This is a genomic window from Neisseria animaloris (assembly GCF_900637855.1).
Lineage (GTDB): Bacteria > Pseudomonadota > Gammaproteobacteria > Burkholderiales > Neisseriaceae > Neisseria > Neisseria animaloris.
Genome location: NZ_LR134440.1, coordinates 1,150,473 through 1,165,420 on the forward strand (window position 1 = coordinate 1,150,473; position 14,948 = coordinate 1,165,420).

The 14,948-nt window shown below is 51.2% G+C and carries 13 protein-coding genes; 3 read left to right on the forward strand and 10 right to left on the reverse strand.

Annotated elements, in window-relative coordinates:
- Window positions 1-14: 14 nt before the first annotated feature.
- Together secG and tpiA are read right to left on the reverse strand one after the other, a co-directional pair.
- Window positions 15-368, reverse strand: a complete 354-nt coding sequence (gene secG / locus EL216_RS05400; RefSeq protein WP_085389238.1) for a preprotein translocase subunit SecG — start codon at window positions 366-368, stop codon at window positions 15-17.
- Window positions 369-373: 5 nt separating this feature from the next.
- Complete coding sequence (tpiA, locus tag EL216_RS05405; protein ID WP_085389237.1) at window positions 374-1,129, reverse strand: triose-phosphate isomerase; 756 nt, start codon at window positions 1,127-1,129, stop codon at window positions 374-376.
- A 275-nt stretch (window positions 1,130-1,404) separates the two neighbouring features.
- Here tpiA and EL216_RS05410 point away from each other — a divergent pair, with 275 nt between their 5' ends.
- From EL216_RS05410 to EL216_RS05420, 3 genes are all read left to right on the forward strand, one after another.
- On the forward strand, window positions 1,405-1,902 hold the full coding sequence (locus EL216_RS05410; RefSeq protein ID WP_085389236.1) for a GAF domain-containing protein: 498 nt from the start codon (window positions 1,405-1,407) through the stop codon (window positions 1,900-1,902).
- A 75-nt stretch (window positions 1,903-1,977) separates the two neighbouring features.
- Complete coding sequence (locus tag EL216_RS05415; protein WP_085389235.1) at window positions 1,978-2,634, forward strand: protein-L-isoaspartate O-methyltransferase family protein; 657 nt, start codon at window positions 1,978-1,980, stop codon at window positions 2,632-2,634.
- Window positions 2,635-2,729: 95 nt separating this feature from the next.
- Window positions 2,730-3,050, forward strand: a complete 321-nt coding sequence (locus tag EL216_RS05420) for a rhodanese-like domain-containing protein (RefSeq protein WP_085389234.1) — start codon at window positions 2,730-2,732, stop codon at window positions 3,048-3,050.
- 46 nt (window positions 3,051-3,096) lie between these two features.
- Here EL216_RS05420 and EL216_RS05425 read toward each other — a convergent pair whose 3' ends face one another.
- From EL216_RS05425 to EL216_RS05460, 8 genes are all read right to left on the reverse strand, one after another.
- Entirely contained in the window at window positions 3,097-3,687 is a 591-nt protein-coding gene (locus tag EL216_RS05425) for a uracil-DNA glycosylase family protein (protein ID WP_085389233.1), read from the reverse strand.
- 641 nt (window positions 3,688-4,328) lie between these two features.
- Window positions 4,329-5,459, reverse strand: coding sequence for a Fic family protein (locus tag EL216_RS05430; protein ID WP_085389232.1), 1,131 nt, complete (start codon window positions 5,457-5,459; stop codon window positions 4,329-4,331).
- Between the two features lie 178 nt (window positions 5,460-5,637).
- A complete protein-coding gene (locus tag EL216_RS05435; protein WP_085389566.1) occupies window positions 5,638-7,926 on the reverse strand; it encodes a Tex family protein in 2,289 nt (762 codons plus the stop codon).
- 183 nt (window positions 7,927-8,109) lie between these two features.
- Window positions 8,110-8,907: a glucose 1-dehydrogenase gene (locus tag EL216_RS05440; protein ID WP_085389231.1), complete on the reverse strand. Its 798-nt coding sequence runs from the start codon at window positions 8,905-8,907 to the stop codon at window positions 8,110-8,112.
- Window positions 8,908-9,287: 380 nt separating this feature from the next.
- A complete protein-coding gene (locus EL216_RS05445) occupies window positions 9,288-10,331 on the reverse strand; it encodes a DUF2157 domain-containing protein (RefSeq protein WP_085389230.1) in 1,044 nt (347 codons plus the stop codon).
- Between the two features lie 106 nt (window positions 10,332-10,437).
- Window positions 10,438-11,757 carry an MFS transporter gene (locus EL216_RS05450; RefSeq protein WP_085389229.1) on the reverse strand — a complete coding sequence of 440 codons (1,320 nt, stop codon included), beginning with the start codon at window positions 11,755-11,757 and terminating at the stop codon, window positions 10,438-10,440.
- 161 nt (window positions 11,758-11,918) lie between these two features.
- Window positions 11,919-13,022, reverse strand: coding sequence for an anhydro-N-acetylmuramic acid kinase (locus EL216_RS05455; protein ID WP_085389228.1), 1,104 nt, complete (start codon window positions 13,020-13,022; stop codon window positions 11,919-11,921).
- Between the two features lie 293 nt (window positions 13,023-13,315).
- Window positions 13,316-14,896 carry an inorganic phosphate transporter gene (locus EL216_RS05460; protein ID WP_085389227.1) on the reverse strand — a complete coding sequence of 527 codons (1,581 nt, stop codon included), beginning with the start codon at window positions 14,894-14,896 and terminating at the stop codon, window positions 13,316-13,318.
- Between the last annotated feature and the right edge of the window lie 52 nt (window positions 14,897-14,948).

Consider the following 14,948-nt stretch of genomic DNA (forward strand, 5'->3'; position numbering starts at 1 on the left):
CGGAAACTTCACTGTTACTTCTGCGGAGCAGTTGGCGTTTGGTTAGGATTACCCGCCGGCGCACCTTGGTTTTTCGCAGGACTGCTTTGCTGTACATTGCTAAAATCCAAGCCATGCTTGGTCGAATGGGTATGAATATAACCCATCGCAATGCAAGTTACAAAAAACACAGTAGCAGCAATTGCCGTACTACGGCTCAAAAAGTTAGCATTACCACCCGAACCGAATACACCTTGCGCACTACCGCTGCCCGAACCGAATGTGGCACCTGCATCTGCACCTTTACCGTGCTGCATCAAAACCAGCACTACTACGGCAAGGGCGGCAAAAATGTTGATAATCCAAATAACGGTTTTAAAAGCTTCCATAATCTCTATGATTCTTGTGCGGCGTTGATAATGGCGGTAAACGAATCATAAGATAATGATGCACCGCCAACCAAGGCACCGTCAACACAGGGCACGGCAAAAATATCGGCTGCATTGTTTGCATTGACACTTCCGCCGTAAAGAATGCGGATTTTAACATCATCCCCGCACAATGACAAGATTTGTTTGTAAATAAAAGTATGCATTTCAGCAATCTGTTCGGTAGTGGCCACTTTGCCCGTACCGATGGCCCATACCGGTTCATAGGCGACAACTATTTTTTTAGTATCCAACCCTTTCAAAATAGAAAGTTGGTGTGCAATGACATCTTGCGCATGCCCTGCTTCCCGTTCCTCCAAACTTTCCCCAACGCACAGCAGCGGAATCAATCCCACATTCAACACATTTTCCATTTTCTGCCGTTGGATTTCATTTTTTTCGCCAAAATACAAACTGCGCTCGGAGTGGCCGATCAAAACAATATCCACTCCCACATCTGCCATCATTTCGGCGGACACTTCGCCGGTATAGGCACCGTTACCGGCAAAACGGCTTACGTCTTGGGCACAAGTCAAGATGCGGTTGCCCAACACAATCTGCATGGCGTTATGCAGTTGCAGCAGATAAACCGTGGGGGCTGCCAAACCGATAACCACACGGTCAACAGGAGGTAAGATGCGGAAACGGTGCATCAAAGCGTTATTGTTTTGCAAGCGACCGTTCATTTTCCAGTTACCAATAACCCATTTTTGTTCCCACATGGTTTATTCCTTTATGCTGAGCTAACAAAATACTTGTATTGTAACGCACATTCAAACATCGTGTGCATACTTGATGCGGCCAAAATCAATCGCAATGCATTACCCGTTTTGCAAATTTGTCTTTGCACATATGCAAACTCTATTTTCAGACGGCCCGTTAAAAATCCATTAGTCAGACCAACCGAAAAAAACTTTTGTTCCAAGCAAGCGGCCGACTCTTGACCGACTCTCTCCGAACCGCAACAATACCCATTTTTTCAGACGGCCTTAAAATTATGCATACCCTTCAAATCAACAGCACCGAAAAAACAGCGGTTTACCAAGAAATCCTGCCGCAAATCGAAAGCCTGATCAGCGACGAACCCAACCTGATCGCCAATTTAGCCAACATTTCCGCCGTATTGAAAGCCGCATTCGGCTGGCTATGGGTGGGTTTCTATCTGGCAGATCACAACCGCCGCGAACTGATACTCGGGCCGTTCCAAGGGCCGTTGGCCTGTACACGTATTCCTTTCGGACGGGGCGTATGCGGGCAATCTTGGGCACAAAACCAAACCATCGTGGTGGAAGACGTAAACCGACACCCCGACCATATTGCCTGCTCATCATTATCACAATCAGAAATCGTAGTGCCCATTTTCGACAAAAATCAGCAGCTTATTGCCGTTTTAGACGTAGATGCCGACCAAGTTTCCCAATTTGGCGAAACCGACGCACTTTACTTGGGCCGATTGGCAGACATCATCGCCGAACATCACAACGGGGCCATCTGAAATACTGTCAAACCATATCCAAAACCATTATAATCACACACATATCACACAAACCATACCCATACGGAGCACGGCATGAATTTTGAAAAAGCACGTTTCAACATGGTAGAACAACAAATCCGTCCTTGGGACGTGTTGGACTTCAACGTTCTCGATGCCTTAAGCGACATCCCGCGCGAACATTTCGTCGGCGAAGCCCATCAAGCATTGGCGTATGCCGACAAAACCCTGCCCCTGCCCAACGGCGGCAGTATGCTCGAACCCAAAATCGTTGCCCGCCTGATTCAAGGGCTGGCACTAAAATCCGAAGATAAAGTATTGGAAATCGGCACAGGTTCCGGCTATGCTTCCGCACTGTTGCAAAAGCTGGCCGGCACCGTTGTAACGGTGGATATTGATGCCGCACAGCAACAGCGCGCCAAAGCCGTGTTGGACAAACTCGGCTTAGACAAAATCACTTACCAAGTCGGCGACGGTTTGGCAGGCGAAATCAGCGGCGGTCCGTTTGATGCCGTTTACATCGGCGGAGGCGTGCCGGACGTTCCCAAAATTTTGAAAACCCAACTCAAAAACGGCGGACGCATGGTGGTCGTGGTCGGAGAAGCCCCCGTGCAACGCGCACTGCTGATTACCCGCAACGGCGACAACTTTACCGAAACCGTGCTGTTCGACACTTTGATTCCCACACTGCAAACGAAAACTTTACAGCCGGCAAGTAAATTCAACTTTTAATAATAGACCGACAAAAATATGCCGTCTGAACTTTTCAGACGGCATCTTCGTTTAAACATATTTTCCCACAATTTTTTATCACACGCGCAACCAATATGATCCCCCAACTCAGCCCGACCGAACTGCAACAATGGCTTACCGACGGTAAACCAATAACCCTGCTTGACGTGCGTACCGACGAAGAAGTCGCCTTCTGCGCCCTGCCCGATCACATTCACATTCCAATGAACCTGATTCCGCTACACCATAACGAACTACCGGACGACCGCCCGATTGTGGTTTACTGCCACCACGGCATCCGCAGTTTGCACACAGCCATGTATTTGGCCGATATGGGATTTGAAAAACTGTATAACTTACAAGGCGGTATTGACGCATGGTCGCTCCAAGTCAACTCGAGTGTGCCGCGCTATTAATTTTCACAGGCCGTCTGAAAAGCGTAAGAATCCCCTTTTCCATTCTTCACAATAAGCCGATTTCCTCAAAAAACCGCCCGTAAACCTCCGCCTTCTTCTCCAAAGCCAAAGGATACGCACGCGAAGAAGACGGCAGGCGGTAGAGTCGTAGCGCACGCTCGCAATATTCAGCTTCCGCAAACCCGCCGATTTTCGGCTTGCCCGTTTCAGACGGCATCAAAGACAACAAAGTATCCGTCGCCAACTCCCCCGTGGTCATCACCGTTTGGCAAAGCGGCATTTGTGCCAACAAACCCTGCAAATCCACCGGCTCGACAATCTGCAAAAACTTATCCGAAGCATTGCCCTGCAAGCGGATAACTTTCTGTGCCGTATCGCTGATGGCAATGCCTTTATCCGCCAAAAATGCCCGCAACACCTCTTCTTTAAACACCTTGCCGCCTGCTTCGACAAAATAACCCTTATCGCCGAAAAACACCAAACCGAAAATCCGCCACATATCGTTTTGAAAATTCGGATAATAAAAATCCATCTTCCAACGCGCACGCGGCGGCGGGAAAGAACCGAGCATCAATAGCTTGGCATTGGCGGGTGTAAAAGGGGGCAAGGGGTGGGTTTCAATATCGGAGCAGTTCATGATTGAAGAAAATAAAATGATAAATTGGCAACCGTTGAAATTTCAGACGGCCTAATCTGTTAAAAAACGGCTACTCGGGTCTTTTGGCTTGCAAGCGTAATAATTTTGTCGCAACAATGATGCCAACCGGCTGATTTTTCAAGCGTTCATTGTCTGGTACAAAACCTCTTTACAGATATTTACCTAAAGCGCATATTGCCCAGTGACAGAATTGAGTACTGCGTAAAAAACGCACGCGGTAGCCAATGCGATAATCATCGGTAACACATAAAGCAAGATTTGATAGTTCTGCCATCTGAGGAAGTTATCAACTGGAAGTTGATAACTGAGCTTTCCTGTAACTCGTCTTCGGCCAGCACTGCCACGATAGCTTGCTGATATTGTTTATTGGTCTTGGTACCGTTCCGCTATTTTCAATGGTGTTAACCAAAGCTGCCCGCCCAATTGGTACAGCAAAAATTGGGACAGGCCGTCTGAAGAAATACTGAGGATTAAAGGACATTGATTATGGTTTATCTTGTTCGAATGGCCTGTTTAGTAGTATGTCTTTTCTTCAAACCCTTCCATCATCACTAAATTGATGGTTTTCCTCTTTTACAACTTTAGACTGCGTTTATTGCATCAACTCTTTTCGGACGGCTTCAAATCCGCACCAGCTGCAGTAAAGGTTCAAACGAATATAGCGCGGCACGGCGGCCGGAGGCTTCTTCTACCGTTTGGATAATTCCTTTTTCCAGTAATATGTTAATCTGCTTTTGCAATGTGGGTTTTGGAATATTGCTGCCTACTGCAAAGCGTGTGGCTTTAAAAACAGGTTGGGTAAACAGAGCATCTAAGATAACAACAGTCCATTTGGAAGAAAGGATTTCGGTCAGGTTGGTTTTCATATTGTCATAAAGTGCGGTGATTTCTTCTGCAATGCAGAGATTCTGCTGAGCCTGTTCGCTGACGGCACGGCAGAAGAATGCGCACCACCCCGACCAGTCGTTTTCCTGTGAAACCGCACGCATTCGTTCGATATATTCGTCTTTGTGTTCTTCAAAAAAATGACTGATATAAAAATGCGGAGCACTGATTTGCCCCATCTGCCACAGTAGCAAAGGAATGAGCATTCTGCCAATGCGGCCGTTACCGTCCTTAAACGGATGAAGTGCCTCAAATTCAATGTGAGCAAAAGCAGTTTTAATAATCGGATGATGGCCGGTGTCTTGGTTAATGTAATCAAACAACCTGTCCAGACCCGACTGCAGGTGTTCGGGAGCAATCGGCACAAAATCAATCCGGCGCGAGCGGTGTCTGCCGATATAGTTTTGCTCGGTTTTAAACTGCCCCGGTGCTTTTTGGGCCCCACGTCCAAAACTCAACAAGCCTTGATGCATAGTGCGCAACATGGCAGGCGACAAGGGCTGCCCTTCTGTCAAAGCATGCTGGGCTGCTTTCAAAGTACGCTGGTAAAGTAAGGTCTCTATGGTATCTTGCCGGATTTCCTGATTGATTTGGTCTATTTCAGCTTCGGCATCATAACGCAGGATTTCATCTAATGTACTGATGGTACCTTCGATGCGGGATGAAATTACCGCTTCACGACTGCGCAGGGGAGCAAGCAGAATCTCACTGTTGTGTAAGGTTTTCAGCATTTGGTCATAGCGGGACAGTGCCGAAACCGCTGCAATAATTTCATCAAAAAATTGCTGCAACTGTATTTCTTGCGGTGGAAATCGATTGTAATGATATTGAACAGCATTGCTTAAATCGATGGCAGTATGATTCATTGTGACTCTTATTATGTAATATTTGATTCAAAAAACGAATTGTAACTCGTTAAGGAAAGACAAAGCAAATGGTGAACCAAATTTATCAAAAAAAGAACCACAAATTTTTTTGTGGTTCTTTAAGAGGAGTCTAAATGGTTTGTGAATTGGATATAAGTTTTTTTGATTTACAAATCCACTACCGTTTCAGTTTGGCAAACGCATCTGCCATCGCCGAATTAGCCGGTGTCTGCTCGCGCTGGTTACGTTGGTTTCTACCGCTATCATTGCGTCTGTTTTCAGACGGCCTGCCGCTTCTTGCCGAAGCGCTGCCTGCTTCGTCATCCAAGCGCATGGTTAGGCCGATGCGTTTGCGGGCGGCGTCGACTTCCAGCACTTTTACTTTGACTACGTCGCCGGCTTTGACAACTTCGCGCGGGTCTTGAACGAATTTATTGGATAAGGCGGAGATGTGGACGAGGCCGTCTTGGTGGACGCCGATGTCGACGAATGCGCCGAAGTTGGCGACGTTGCTCACGACGCCTTCCAAAATCATGCCGACTTGTAAATCGCTGATTTCGTTGATGCCTTCGGCAAAGGTGGCCGTCTGAAATTCGCCGCGCGGGTCGCGGCCGGGTTTTTCGAGTTCGGCGAGGATGTCCATGATGGTGGGCAGGCCGAATTGCTCGGTGGTGTAGCTGGTGGGCTTGATTTGTTTGATTTTTTCGCGGTTGCCGATGAGGTCGGCGGCTTTGATATGCAGGTCGTCGAGCATTTTGGCGACGACGGGATAGGCTTCGGGGTGGACGGCGGATGCGTCCAGCGGTTCTTTACCGCCGTTGATGCGCAAGAAGCCGGCGGCCTGCTCGTAGGTTTTTTCGCCGAGACGCGGTACTTTGAGGAGTTTTTTACGGCTGTCGAATGCGCCGTTTTCGTCGCGGTAGGCAACGATGTTTTGCGCCAGCGTCTGGTTCAGGCCGGAAATGCGCGCGAGCAGGGGGGCGGAAGCGGTGTTCACGTCCACACCGACGGCGTTCACACAGTCTTCCACCACGGCATCCAGCGATTTGGCGAGTTGGCTTTGGTTGACATCGTGCTGGTATTGGCCAACGCCGATGGATTTGGGGTCGATTTTTACCAATTCGGCCAGCGGGTCTTGCAGGCGGCGGGCGATGGAGACGGCGCCGCGCAGGGAAACGTCCAGCTCGGGGAATTCTTTGGCGGCCAGCTCGGAGGCGGAATAAACGGATGCGCCGGCTTCGCTAACCACGATTTTGTGCAGCCCCATTTCAGGCAGGCCTTTAACTAATTCACCGGCGAGTTTGTCGGTTTCGCGGCTGGCGGTGCCGTTGCCGATGGCAATCAGTTTCACGCCGTGTTGTTTGATGAGGCGGGCAAGGGTGGCTAAGGCGTTGTTTTCTTGGTGCAGATAGACGACGGCGGTGTCGAGCAGCTTGCCGGTGTCGTCCACCACGGCGGTTTTAATGCCGGTGCGGTAGCCGGGGTCGAGGCCGAGGGTGGGCAGACGGCCGGCGGGGGCTGCGAGCAGCAGGTCTTTGAGGTTGCGGGCGAACACGGTAATGGCGTCGGTGTCGGCGGCTTCTTTCAGACGGCCTAAGGCTTCCAGCTCCAGCGAGAGAAAGATTTTGGCGCGCCATGTGAGGCGCACGGTGTCGCGTAACCATTTGTCGGCGGGGCGGCCTTGATCGGCGATGCCGAAATGTTTGGCGATGATTTTTTCGTATTCGCTCTGCTCGGTAATCGGGGTCTCGTCGGGCTGGTATTTGAGAGCGACTTGCAGCACGCCTTCGTTGCGGCCGCGCAATACGGCGAGCGCGCGGTGGCTGGGCATGTTGCGGACGGGTTCGCGGTGGTCGAAATAGTCTTTGAATTTTTCGCCAGCATCTTCTTGTCCGGCAACCACTTGGGCATGGATTTCGGCTTTGTTCCACAGTTTTTCGCGCAAGTTGCCGAGCAGTTCGGCATCTTCGGAGAACTGTTCCATCAGAATGGCGCGTGCGCCGTCGAGCGCGGCTTTGGTGTCGGGCACTTGTTCGTTCAGATAGGCTTCGGCGGCGGTTTCGGGGTGTTCAGACGGCGTTTGTAACAATAATTCCGCCAAAGGCTGCAAACCGTTTTCGCGGGCGATTTGGGCTTTGGTGCGGCGTTTGGGTTTGTAGGGCAGGTAGAGGTCTTCGAGTGCGGTTTTGTTGTCGGCCGCTTCGATGGCCGTCTGAAGCTCGGTCGTGAGTTTGCCTTGTTCTTCAATGCTTTTTAACACGGTTTGCTTGCGTTCTGCCAATTCGCGCAGATATTGCAGACGCTCGGCAAGGTGGCGCAGTTGGGTGTCGTCCAGCCCGCCGGTTACTTCTTTGCGGTAGCGGGCGATAAAGGGCACGGTGGCGCCGTCGTCGAGCAGTTCGACGGCGGCTTGGATTTGGGCGGCGGTGGCGTTTAATTCTGATGCGATGGTGGAAATGATGTTCATAGCAAAGATTTTGAAGCTGAAAAAAGGGAAAAGGATAGCGGTTTTGGGTAGGTTTGGCAAAGGAAAAGGCCGTCTGAAAACAGGGTTTTGCAGGAATGGCACCGGTGTTTCAGACGGCCTCTTCTGGAATAGACACCGGCAGCGGCGAATAAAAGCATCTGCCGATGAAGTACGGATTATGTTTTATTGCTTCGGGCTGGCCGATGTTCCGGCAAGCAAGCCGCCGTCAATATTGAATTCGCTGCCGGTAATATAAGTGGCTTCGTCGGAGGCAAGCAGCACGGCAAGCATGGCCACTTCTTCCGATTGGCCGAAACGGTGTACGGGAATGTCGCGCACCATGGCTTCCATAACGGCGGTACGCTTTTCGCCCTCGCCGAGCATCGGTTCCCACATCGGCGTAAAGATAGCAGCCGGATGGATGGAATTGCAACGGATTTTCAGCCCTTGCTGAGCACAATAAAGGGCGACGCTTTTGCTGTGGTTGCGGATGGCGGCTTTGCTGGAAGCGTAAGCGGCGGCGGAAGGAATACCGACAAGGCCGGAACGTGAGGAAATGTTGATAATCGAACCGTGTCCTTGCGGGCGCATGGCACGGATGGCACAACGACAGCCGAGGAAAGTACCGTCGAGGTTGGTACGGTGTACGGCGTGCCAGTCGTCAAGGCTGGCATGTTCGGGATTATGGGCCGCTCCCTGCTCCAAACCGGTGATACCGGCGTTGTTCACAAGAATATCGAGTTTGCCTTGCTCGGTGAGAATGGTTTGGACGGCTTTTTCCCAATCGTTTTCTTCACGCACGTCCAGCGGCAGATAGCGGGCGTTACTGCCGATGCTTTCGGCAACGCGTTCGCCTTCTTCCTGTCTGATGTCGCTGAGATAAACGAAAGCGCCTTCGGCGGCAAAGCTACGGGCGATGGCTTCGCCGATGCCGCGTGCGGCACCGGTAACAAGGGCGGTTTTTTGGGCAAGTCTGGACATAACGGCCTCCGTTTCAAGCTGGTTAAACATTGGATATGGAACAACACCTTGTCAAAACACTAAAAACCGATACGGTTCGGAGCATACGGCAACGCAGCGGCAGCAGACACATCTCAGGGCAAACAAACGGACGACGACTCAGAAACGCACCGCATATTGTGTTTTCGCAAAGGTTTCAAGGTTTTCCGTTTGAGCATTATACCTCCCGGCAAAACGAAAAGGGCTATACATCACCCTCACTCAAAAGGCATGTTTCCCAATATAAAATCAACTTTTGACTTAATGCAAAAAACGGTTTTATCGGAGGGATTTTTTAAAAAGAGGCCGTCTGAAAGCGAACTTTGCGGGCTTCGCTAAAATTTTTTCAGACGGCCTCTCGGCTATTGGAATTTACGCTGCAAAAAACGGCGTACCGCGTGCGGCATTCGGTTTTGCAGCTTCTGCGTATAAACCGCCTCGTTCTTCTGCCACCACACGCCGATGCACACAATCAGCAAGCCGATCAGCGTGAGCGAAATCGGAAACAGCCAACTGTTTTTAAAAATCTTATCGGCCAAATGCCAGCAATAACCGAACATCCCCAGCGCACCGAACACGGCAAACACGCGGCGGCGGATTAATACGCCAGCGAATACCATGCCCACGTTCAACAAGAAATAAATAAACTTGTTCCACTCGCTGTCAGACTCCATAAAGCTCAGGCCGCCCCAAAACGTGATCACACCGAAGAGATACAGCCAAAACGGATAATCGCGCTCGCTTCGGTTGCGGAAATCCACCCAAAACGCCAGCAGAATCATCACCGCACCAAACAAAGCCGAAACCTGCTGCTTGAGCGTCCAATCGTAAACCCCGCCTTGGCCGTAGAAAATCCAATCGGCAACGTCCATCGACATATACCACAGCGTAACCGCTAACGGCATCACCAAAAACGGATAACGGTAACGCCACAGCATCACTGTAGCGGCGGCCAGCGTGGCCAACTCCATCATCAACCAGCGCCAGTCGATCCAATGATGGTAATCACTGTAAACCATTTTATCGCCTGGCCAAAAACCCAAAGCCTGCTGCGCACCGTAAACCGCCAGCGGCACCAGCACCACCACAAAAGTGGCGCAAATGCCCGCCGGAATGTGCAGGCAGCGTTTGCGGAAATACTCGGTGAGCGCTATGCCTGCTGTGCCGTAAAGCAGACACAGCACCACAATCGCCGTGCCGCCGAAGGCTTCCCAACCCAAATTCATAAACAGCGACATCGCGCCGATGGCCAACAGCCCGCCGAGATAATACAAAACATGGGTAAAGCCGAATTGCGGCACATGGCTGTTTTGCTGCTGCCACAACGTCCACAAAGCATCGGCCTGCTGTGGGTTGATAATGCGCCGCTCTACGGCCTGCTGCAAATGGCGTTTGCTGATGTCCATAGTCTGTTTCCTGAAATTGAAAGCCCGAGGCCGTCTGAAAACAATCAAACTTAATCTCTTATTCTTCAGACGGCCTTCAGCTATTTAAATTCAACTGCCGGCGGTTTTACTTACTGATATCTTCCAGCGTGCGGCCTTTGGTTTCTTCACCTAGCACCGCAATCACCGCCACCACAGCCATCAGTACGGCGGTGAACATCACGAAAATCCGCTCGAAACCGCCTTCGCTGCCGATCATCGCCGCAACGGCCATCGGTGCGACAATCCCACCGATACGGCCGACCGCACCCGCCCAACCGGAGCCGAACGCACGGAAACGCACCGGATACAGCTCTGGCGTATAAGTATAGAGCACGCCCCATGCGCCCAAGTTGAAGAACGACATCCAGCAGCCCCAAAACATAATCATCGCCGCCGAATCGCTGCGGCCGAAGAAATAAGCACACACCGCACAGGCAAACAGAAAACCGGCCAGCGTGGCCTTGCGGCCGATTTTTTCTACCAGCACCGCCGCCGCGAAATAGCCCGGCAGCTGCGCCAAAATCATCACCAGCACATATTCAAACGTTTTCACCACCGTATAGCCCTGCTCCACCAGCAGCTTCGGCAGCCAAGTGAAAATGCCGTAATACGAAAACACGATGCCGAACCAAATCAGCCACAACATCAAAGTACGCTTGGCAAAAGGCGGTTGCCACAGCTGTGCGAAACGCGGGTTTTCCTGCGGCGCACGCTCGGCTACCGAGGCCGTCTGAACCGCCTCTATGCCTGCCTGCTTTTCCAGCCCGACTACGATTTCATGCGCTTCGCCAACGCGCCCTTTGCTGATCAGATAAGGCACCGACTCGGGCAGATGCTTCCACACGAAAAAGGCGTAAAACACCGGCAGTGCACCCATCAAAAACGCGCTTTGCCAGCCGTAATGCGGAATAAAGAAATACGATATTAGCGCTGCTGCAAGCCAACCCAAGCCCCAGAAACTTTCCAGCAACACGATAAAACGCCCGCGTACTTGCGGCGGTGCATATTCGCTCACCAGCGACACTGCCACCGGCAACTGGCCGCCCAAACCGAACCCGACCCAGAAACGGAAAAACAGCAGGCTCTCAAGGTTCCAAGCGAAAGCACACAAACCCGTAGCGATACTGTAAACCACCATCGTGGCGATAAACACGTTTTTGCGGCCGATGCGGTCTGCTATACGGCCGCTTAACACCGCCCCCAAAGCCATGCCGATAAAGCCGATGCTGACAATCCAGCCCAGCTCCGACGGCACCAAATTCCATTCTTTGCCCAAAGTTGCCAATACAAACGACACCATGCCGGTATCCATGGCATCAAACAGCCACCCCAAACCGATGAGCAGTAAAAGTTTGAGGTGGAATTTTCCGGCCGGCAGGCTTTGCAGGCGGGTAAGAATATCCATCCGTGTTTCCTCTCCGATGACTAGGTTTATTGAGAACAAGTTAATTGAATCATTTCAAATCAAACAAAGCGGCAACGGAAGCGGTTTCGCACCTTCTTTATATTGCCGCAATAATTAACAGGCCGTCTGAAAAACAGTTTTCAGACGGCCTGTAAAGCCATTCAAGCATAATATCCCGCACCCAAAATACACGGTTTCCCTGCGCCGGTGGCATGATGCGGATTTCCGGCTATGCCGTTCACCCAGCATGCGGCCAACCAACCGAAAGCGGCTGCTTCGACCCACTGCGGATCGAGATTCAAGGCCGAAGTGCTGTGCACGGCGGTTCGCCGTGCGGCAAGGCGGGCGGTCAGGCTTTCCATCAAAGCCGCGTTTCTGATGCCGCCGCCGCAAACATACAGATTCCTCGCTTCGGGGGCGGCAACGGCCACTGCGTCGGCAATGCTCTGTGCGGTATATTCGAGCAAGGTCCGCAATACGTCATACGGGTTGAGGCCGTCTGAAAGCTGGGGCAGCAGCCATTCGAGCGAAAACAATTCCCGCCCCGTGCTTTTCGGGTGCGGCAAAGCGAAATAAGGATGGGCGAGCAGCCTGTCCAACAATTCGGGCAGCACTTTGCCCTGTGCGGCCTTTTCACCGCTTTTATCGTAGGGTTGCTGCCAAACGTGCTGAGTCCATGCGTCCATCAGCATATTGCCGGGGCCGGTATCGAAACCGAAAGCGGGGCTTTGCGGCGGCAGAACGCTGACGTTGGAAATACCGCCGATATTCAATACCACGCGGGTTTCTCCGGCACTGTGAAATAAAGCATGGTGAAAAGCGGGTACTAAAGGAGCACCCTGCCCGCCCGCCGCCAAATCGCGGCTGCGGAAATCGCCCACGGTAAAAATACCGCTCAACTCCGCCAACAACGGCAAATTGGCCAGTTGGATGCTGTATCCCGCTTCCGGCGCATGGCGCACGGTTTGGCCGTGGCAGCCGATTGCGGCAATCTGTTCGGGCTTGAGATTCTGCTCCTCCAGAAGCCGGCCAACCGTATCAGCATACAACCGGCTTAACTCTTGCGCCAAAACCATACTGCGGTGCAATTCGTTATGTCCGGTGTTTTGCAATGCCAGCAAATCGCTTTTCAGACGGCCTGAGTAAGGCAAGAAAGCATGCGCTTCGGCGGCCTGCCAACGATTGCCTGCCATACGCACGAGCACGGCATCCGCACCGTCCATGCTGGTACCGGACATGATTCCGATGAAAAGTTGTGAATCCATAATGAGGCCGTCTGAAAAAAGAAGCGTTATTGTAATACGGTTGGCAAGGCTTGGGATACCGGCATCACGGAAGAGGCATAACCTTTGCATGCCGCCGCAGGCAGCGGCACGCAATGCGGAAACACACCTCAAACGAGGCTTGGCAAAGGTCTTCAAACGGCATAACAAGCGGATTATGTAGATGCATCATCAACCGCCTATCCGCCCATATGAATTCAGACGGCCTCAATATCACTCAAGGCCGTCTGAAATAAAATGCAACAAGAACCAGAAACGTTTGAAGCAGATACCGATTAACCGAATACCGCCCTCAACGCCAAGAAGCAACCGACAGATAAAACCGCCGCCGCCGGCAAAGTGATTACCCATGCCAAACCGATCGGTTTCATCAACGCCCAATTCGCATTACGGTTGACCAATCCGATGCCCAACACCGCACCTACCAAAATATGGGTACTGGATACCGGCAATCCCATCAAAGAAGCCATCATCACTACCGAAGCGGCGGCAAGCTCGGCAGTAAAACCGGAAGAAGGATGCATTTCCGCCAAGCTCGTGCCCACCGTTTGAATCACTTCTTTACCGACAAACCACAAGCCGACTATCAATGCGATGCCGAAAGTGAGCATCGCCACGGGAGGCACGGGAGCCTGTGCACCAATATCGTTGGTACGCAGCACATCCATAATGGCGGCAAACGGGCCGATGGCATTGGCGATATCATTCGCACCGTGGCTGAATGCAAAGCCGGCGGCCGTGAATACCTGCATCCAACTGAACATCAAAAACGTCGATTTACCCAAATCTTTACGCTTGAGTGTTTTGGCATAAATAAAGGTTGCCATCCAAATGGCCGCGCCAATCATAAAAATCGTTAAAAAACTGCCGACGTTGCTCATACCCAATTCCAGATTTTTCAATCCTTTGAAAATAAGCATGGCCGCAATCATCATACCGCCGGCAGAAGCAATCAGCGGCACCCATGAATGAAGGGCTTTATAAGCATCAATATTATGTTTACGGTTATCTATATCATAAAGCCCCTTGTAATAAGAAGATTCCAACTCGCTGGGGTCAAAATCGCCTTCGCCGTAAATCTGTGCATCGCGTGCCATCGCAGAAGCACATTCGATTTTTTCGGATTCATCAAGGCTTTCGAAATACAGACGGTGCTGTTCTTTATAGTTTTTCTTCTCCTGCTTGATTCTTTTCAAACGCTCTTCGGCATCGGTGTTGTAATCCAAAACATGCTTTTTGATTTGCGAAAACAAAAGATAGGAAACCAAGCCTCCCAACACAGGAGAAAGCACCCATGAAACGGCAATTTCCGCCACATTTTTCCATTGAACCAACGCAAACGTATCATCATTGCCGCTAACGAAGCCCAAACACAATGCGCTGCCGACAATACCGCCGATAATGGCATGCGTGGTAGAAACCGGCAGCCCTTTCCTACTGGCAAACAGCAGCCATAAAGCCGCCGCCAGCAGAGCAGACATCATAATGTACACAAACTGCATCGGCTCGAGCTCCATGCCGTTAAGGTCGATAATCCCTTTACGGATGGTATCGGTTACCTGTCCGCCCGCAATCACCGCACCGCTTACTTCAAAAATAGCGGCAATCAACAGAGCCTGAGGAATAGTAAGCGTACCGGCCCCCACACTGGTGCCGAAGGAGTTGGCCACATCGTTACCGCCGATATTGAACGCCATAAACACGCCGAACAATGTAGCCAGCAGGAACAAAACGACATGATTGTGCTGGGTATAGCCGAGACCCCACACAATAAAATAACCGACCATGCCGATGAGCAAAGCAGTAAAGATAAAATTGATTTTCTGTATACTTGAGCTTGTCGGGGCTTGAGCCATACTTTTTTCCTTAAACACAAAACACAAGAAGGGCGGTTGCAGATACCGTATA

Excerpts from the sequence above, each read along its gene's own strand:
- secG (WP_085389238.1), bottom strand. The coding sequence starts at position 368 with ATGGAAGCTTTTAAAACCGTTATTTGGATTATCAACATTTTTGCCGCC.
- tpiA (WP_085389237.1), bottom strand. The coding sequence starts at position 1,129 with ATGTGGGAACAAAAATGGGTTATTGGTAACTGGAAAATGAACGGTCGC.
- EL216_RS05410 (WP_085389236.1), top strand. The coding sequence starts at position 1,405 with ATGCATACCCTTCAAATCAACAGCACCGAAAAAACAGCGGTTTACCAA.
- EL216_RS05415 (WP_085389235.1), top strand. The coding sequence starts at position 1,978 with ATGAATTTTGAAAAAGCACGTTTCAACATGGTAGAACAACAAATCCGT.
- EL216_RS05420 (WP_085389234.1), top strand. The coding sequence starts at position 2,730 with ATGATCCCCCAACTCAGCCCGACCGAACTGCAACAATGGCTTACCGAC.
- EL216_RS05425 (WP_085389233.1), bottom strand. The coding sequence starts at position 3,687 with ATGAACTGCTCCGATATTGAAACCCACCCCTTGCCCCCTTTTACACCC.
- EL216_RS05430 (WP_085389232.1), bottom strand. The coding sequence starts at position 5,459 with ATGAATCATACTGCCATCGATTTAAGCAATGCTGTTCAATATCATTAC.
- EL216_RS05435 (WP_085389566.1), bottom strand. The coding sequence starts at position 7,926 with ATGAACATCATTTCCACCATCGCATCAGAATTAAACGCCACCGCCGCC.
- EL216_RS05440 (WP_085389231.1), bottom strand. The coding sequence starts at position 8,907 with ATGTCCAGACTTGCCCAAAAAACCGCCCTTGTTACCGGTGCCGCACGC.
- EL216_RS05445 (WP_085389230.1), bottom strand. The coding sequence starts at position 10,331 with ATGGACATCAGCAAACGCCATTTGCAGCAGGCCGTAGAGCGGCGCATT.
- EL216_RS05450 (WP_085389229.1), bottom strand. The coding sequence starts at position 11,757 with ATGGATATTCTTACCCGCCTGCAAAGCCTGCCGGCCGGAAAATTCCAC.
- EL216_RS05455 (WP_085389228.1), bottom strand. The coding sequence starts at position 13,022 with ATGGATTCACAACTTTTCATCGGAATCATGTCCGGTACCAGCATGGAC.
- EL216_RS05460 (WP_085389227.1), bottom strand. The coding sequence starts at position 14,896 with ATGGCTCAAGCCCCGACAAGCTCAAGTATACAGAAAATCAATTTTATC.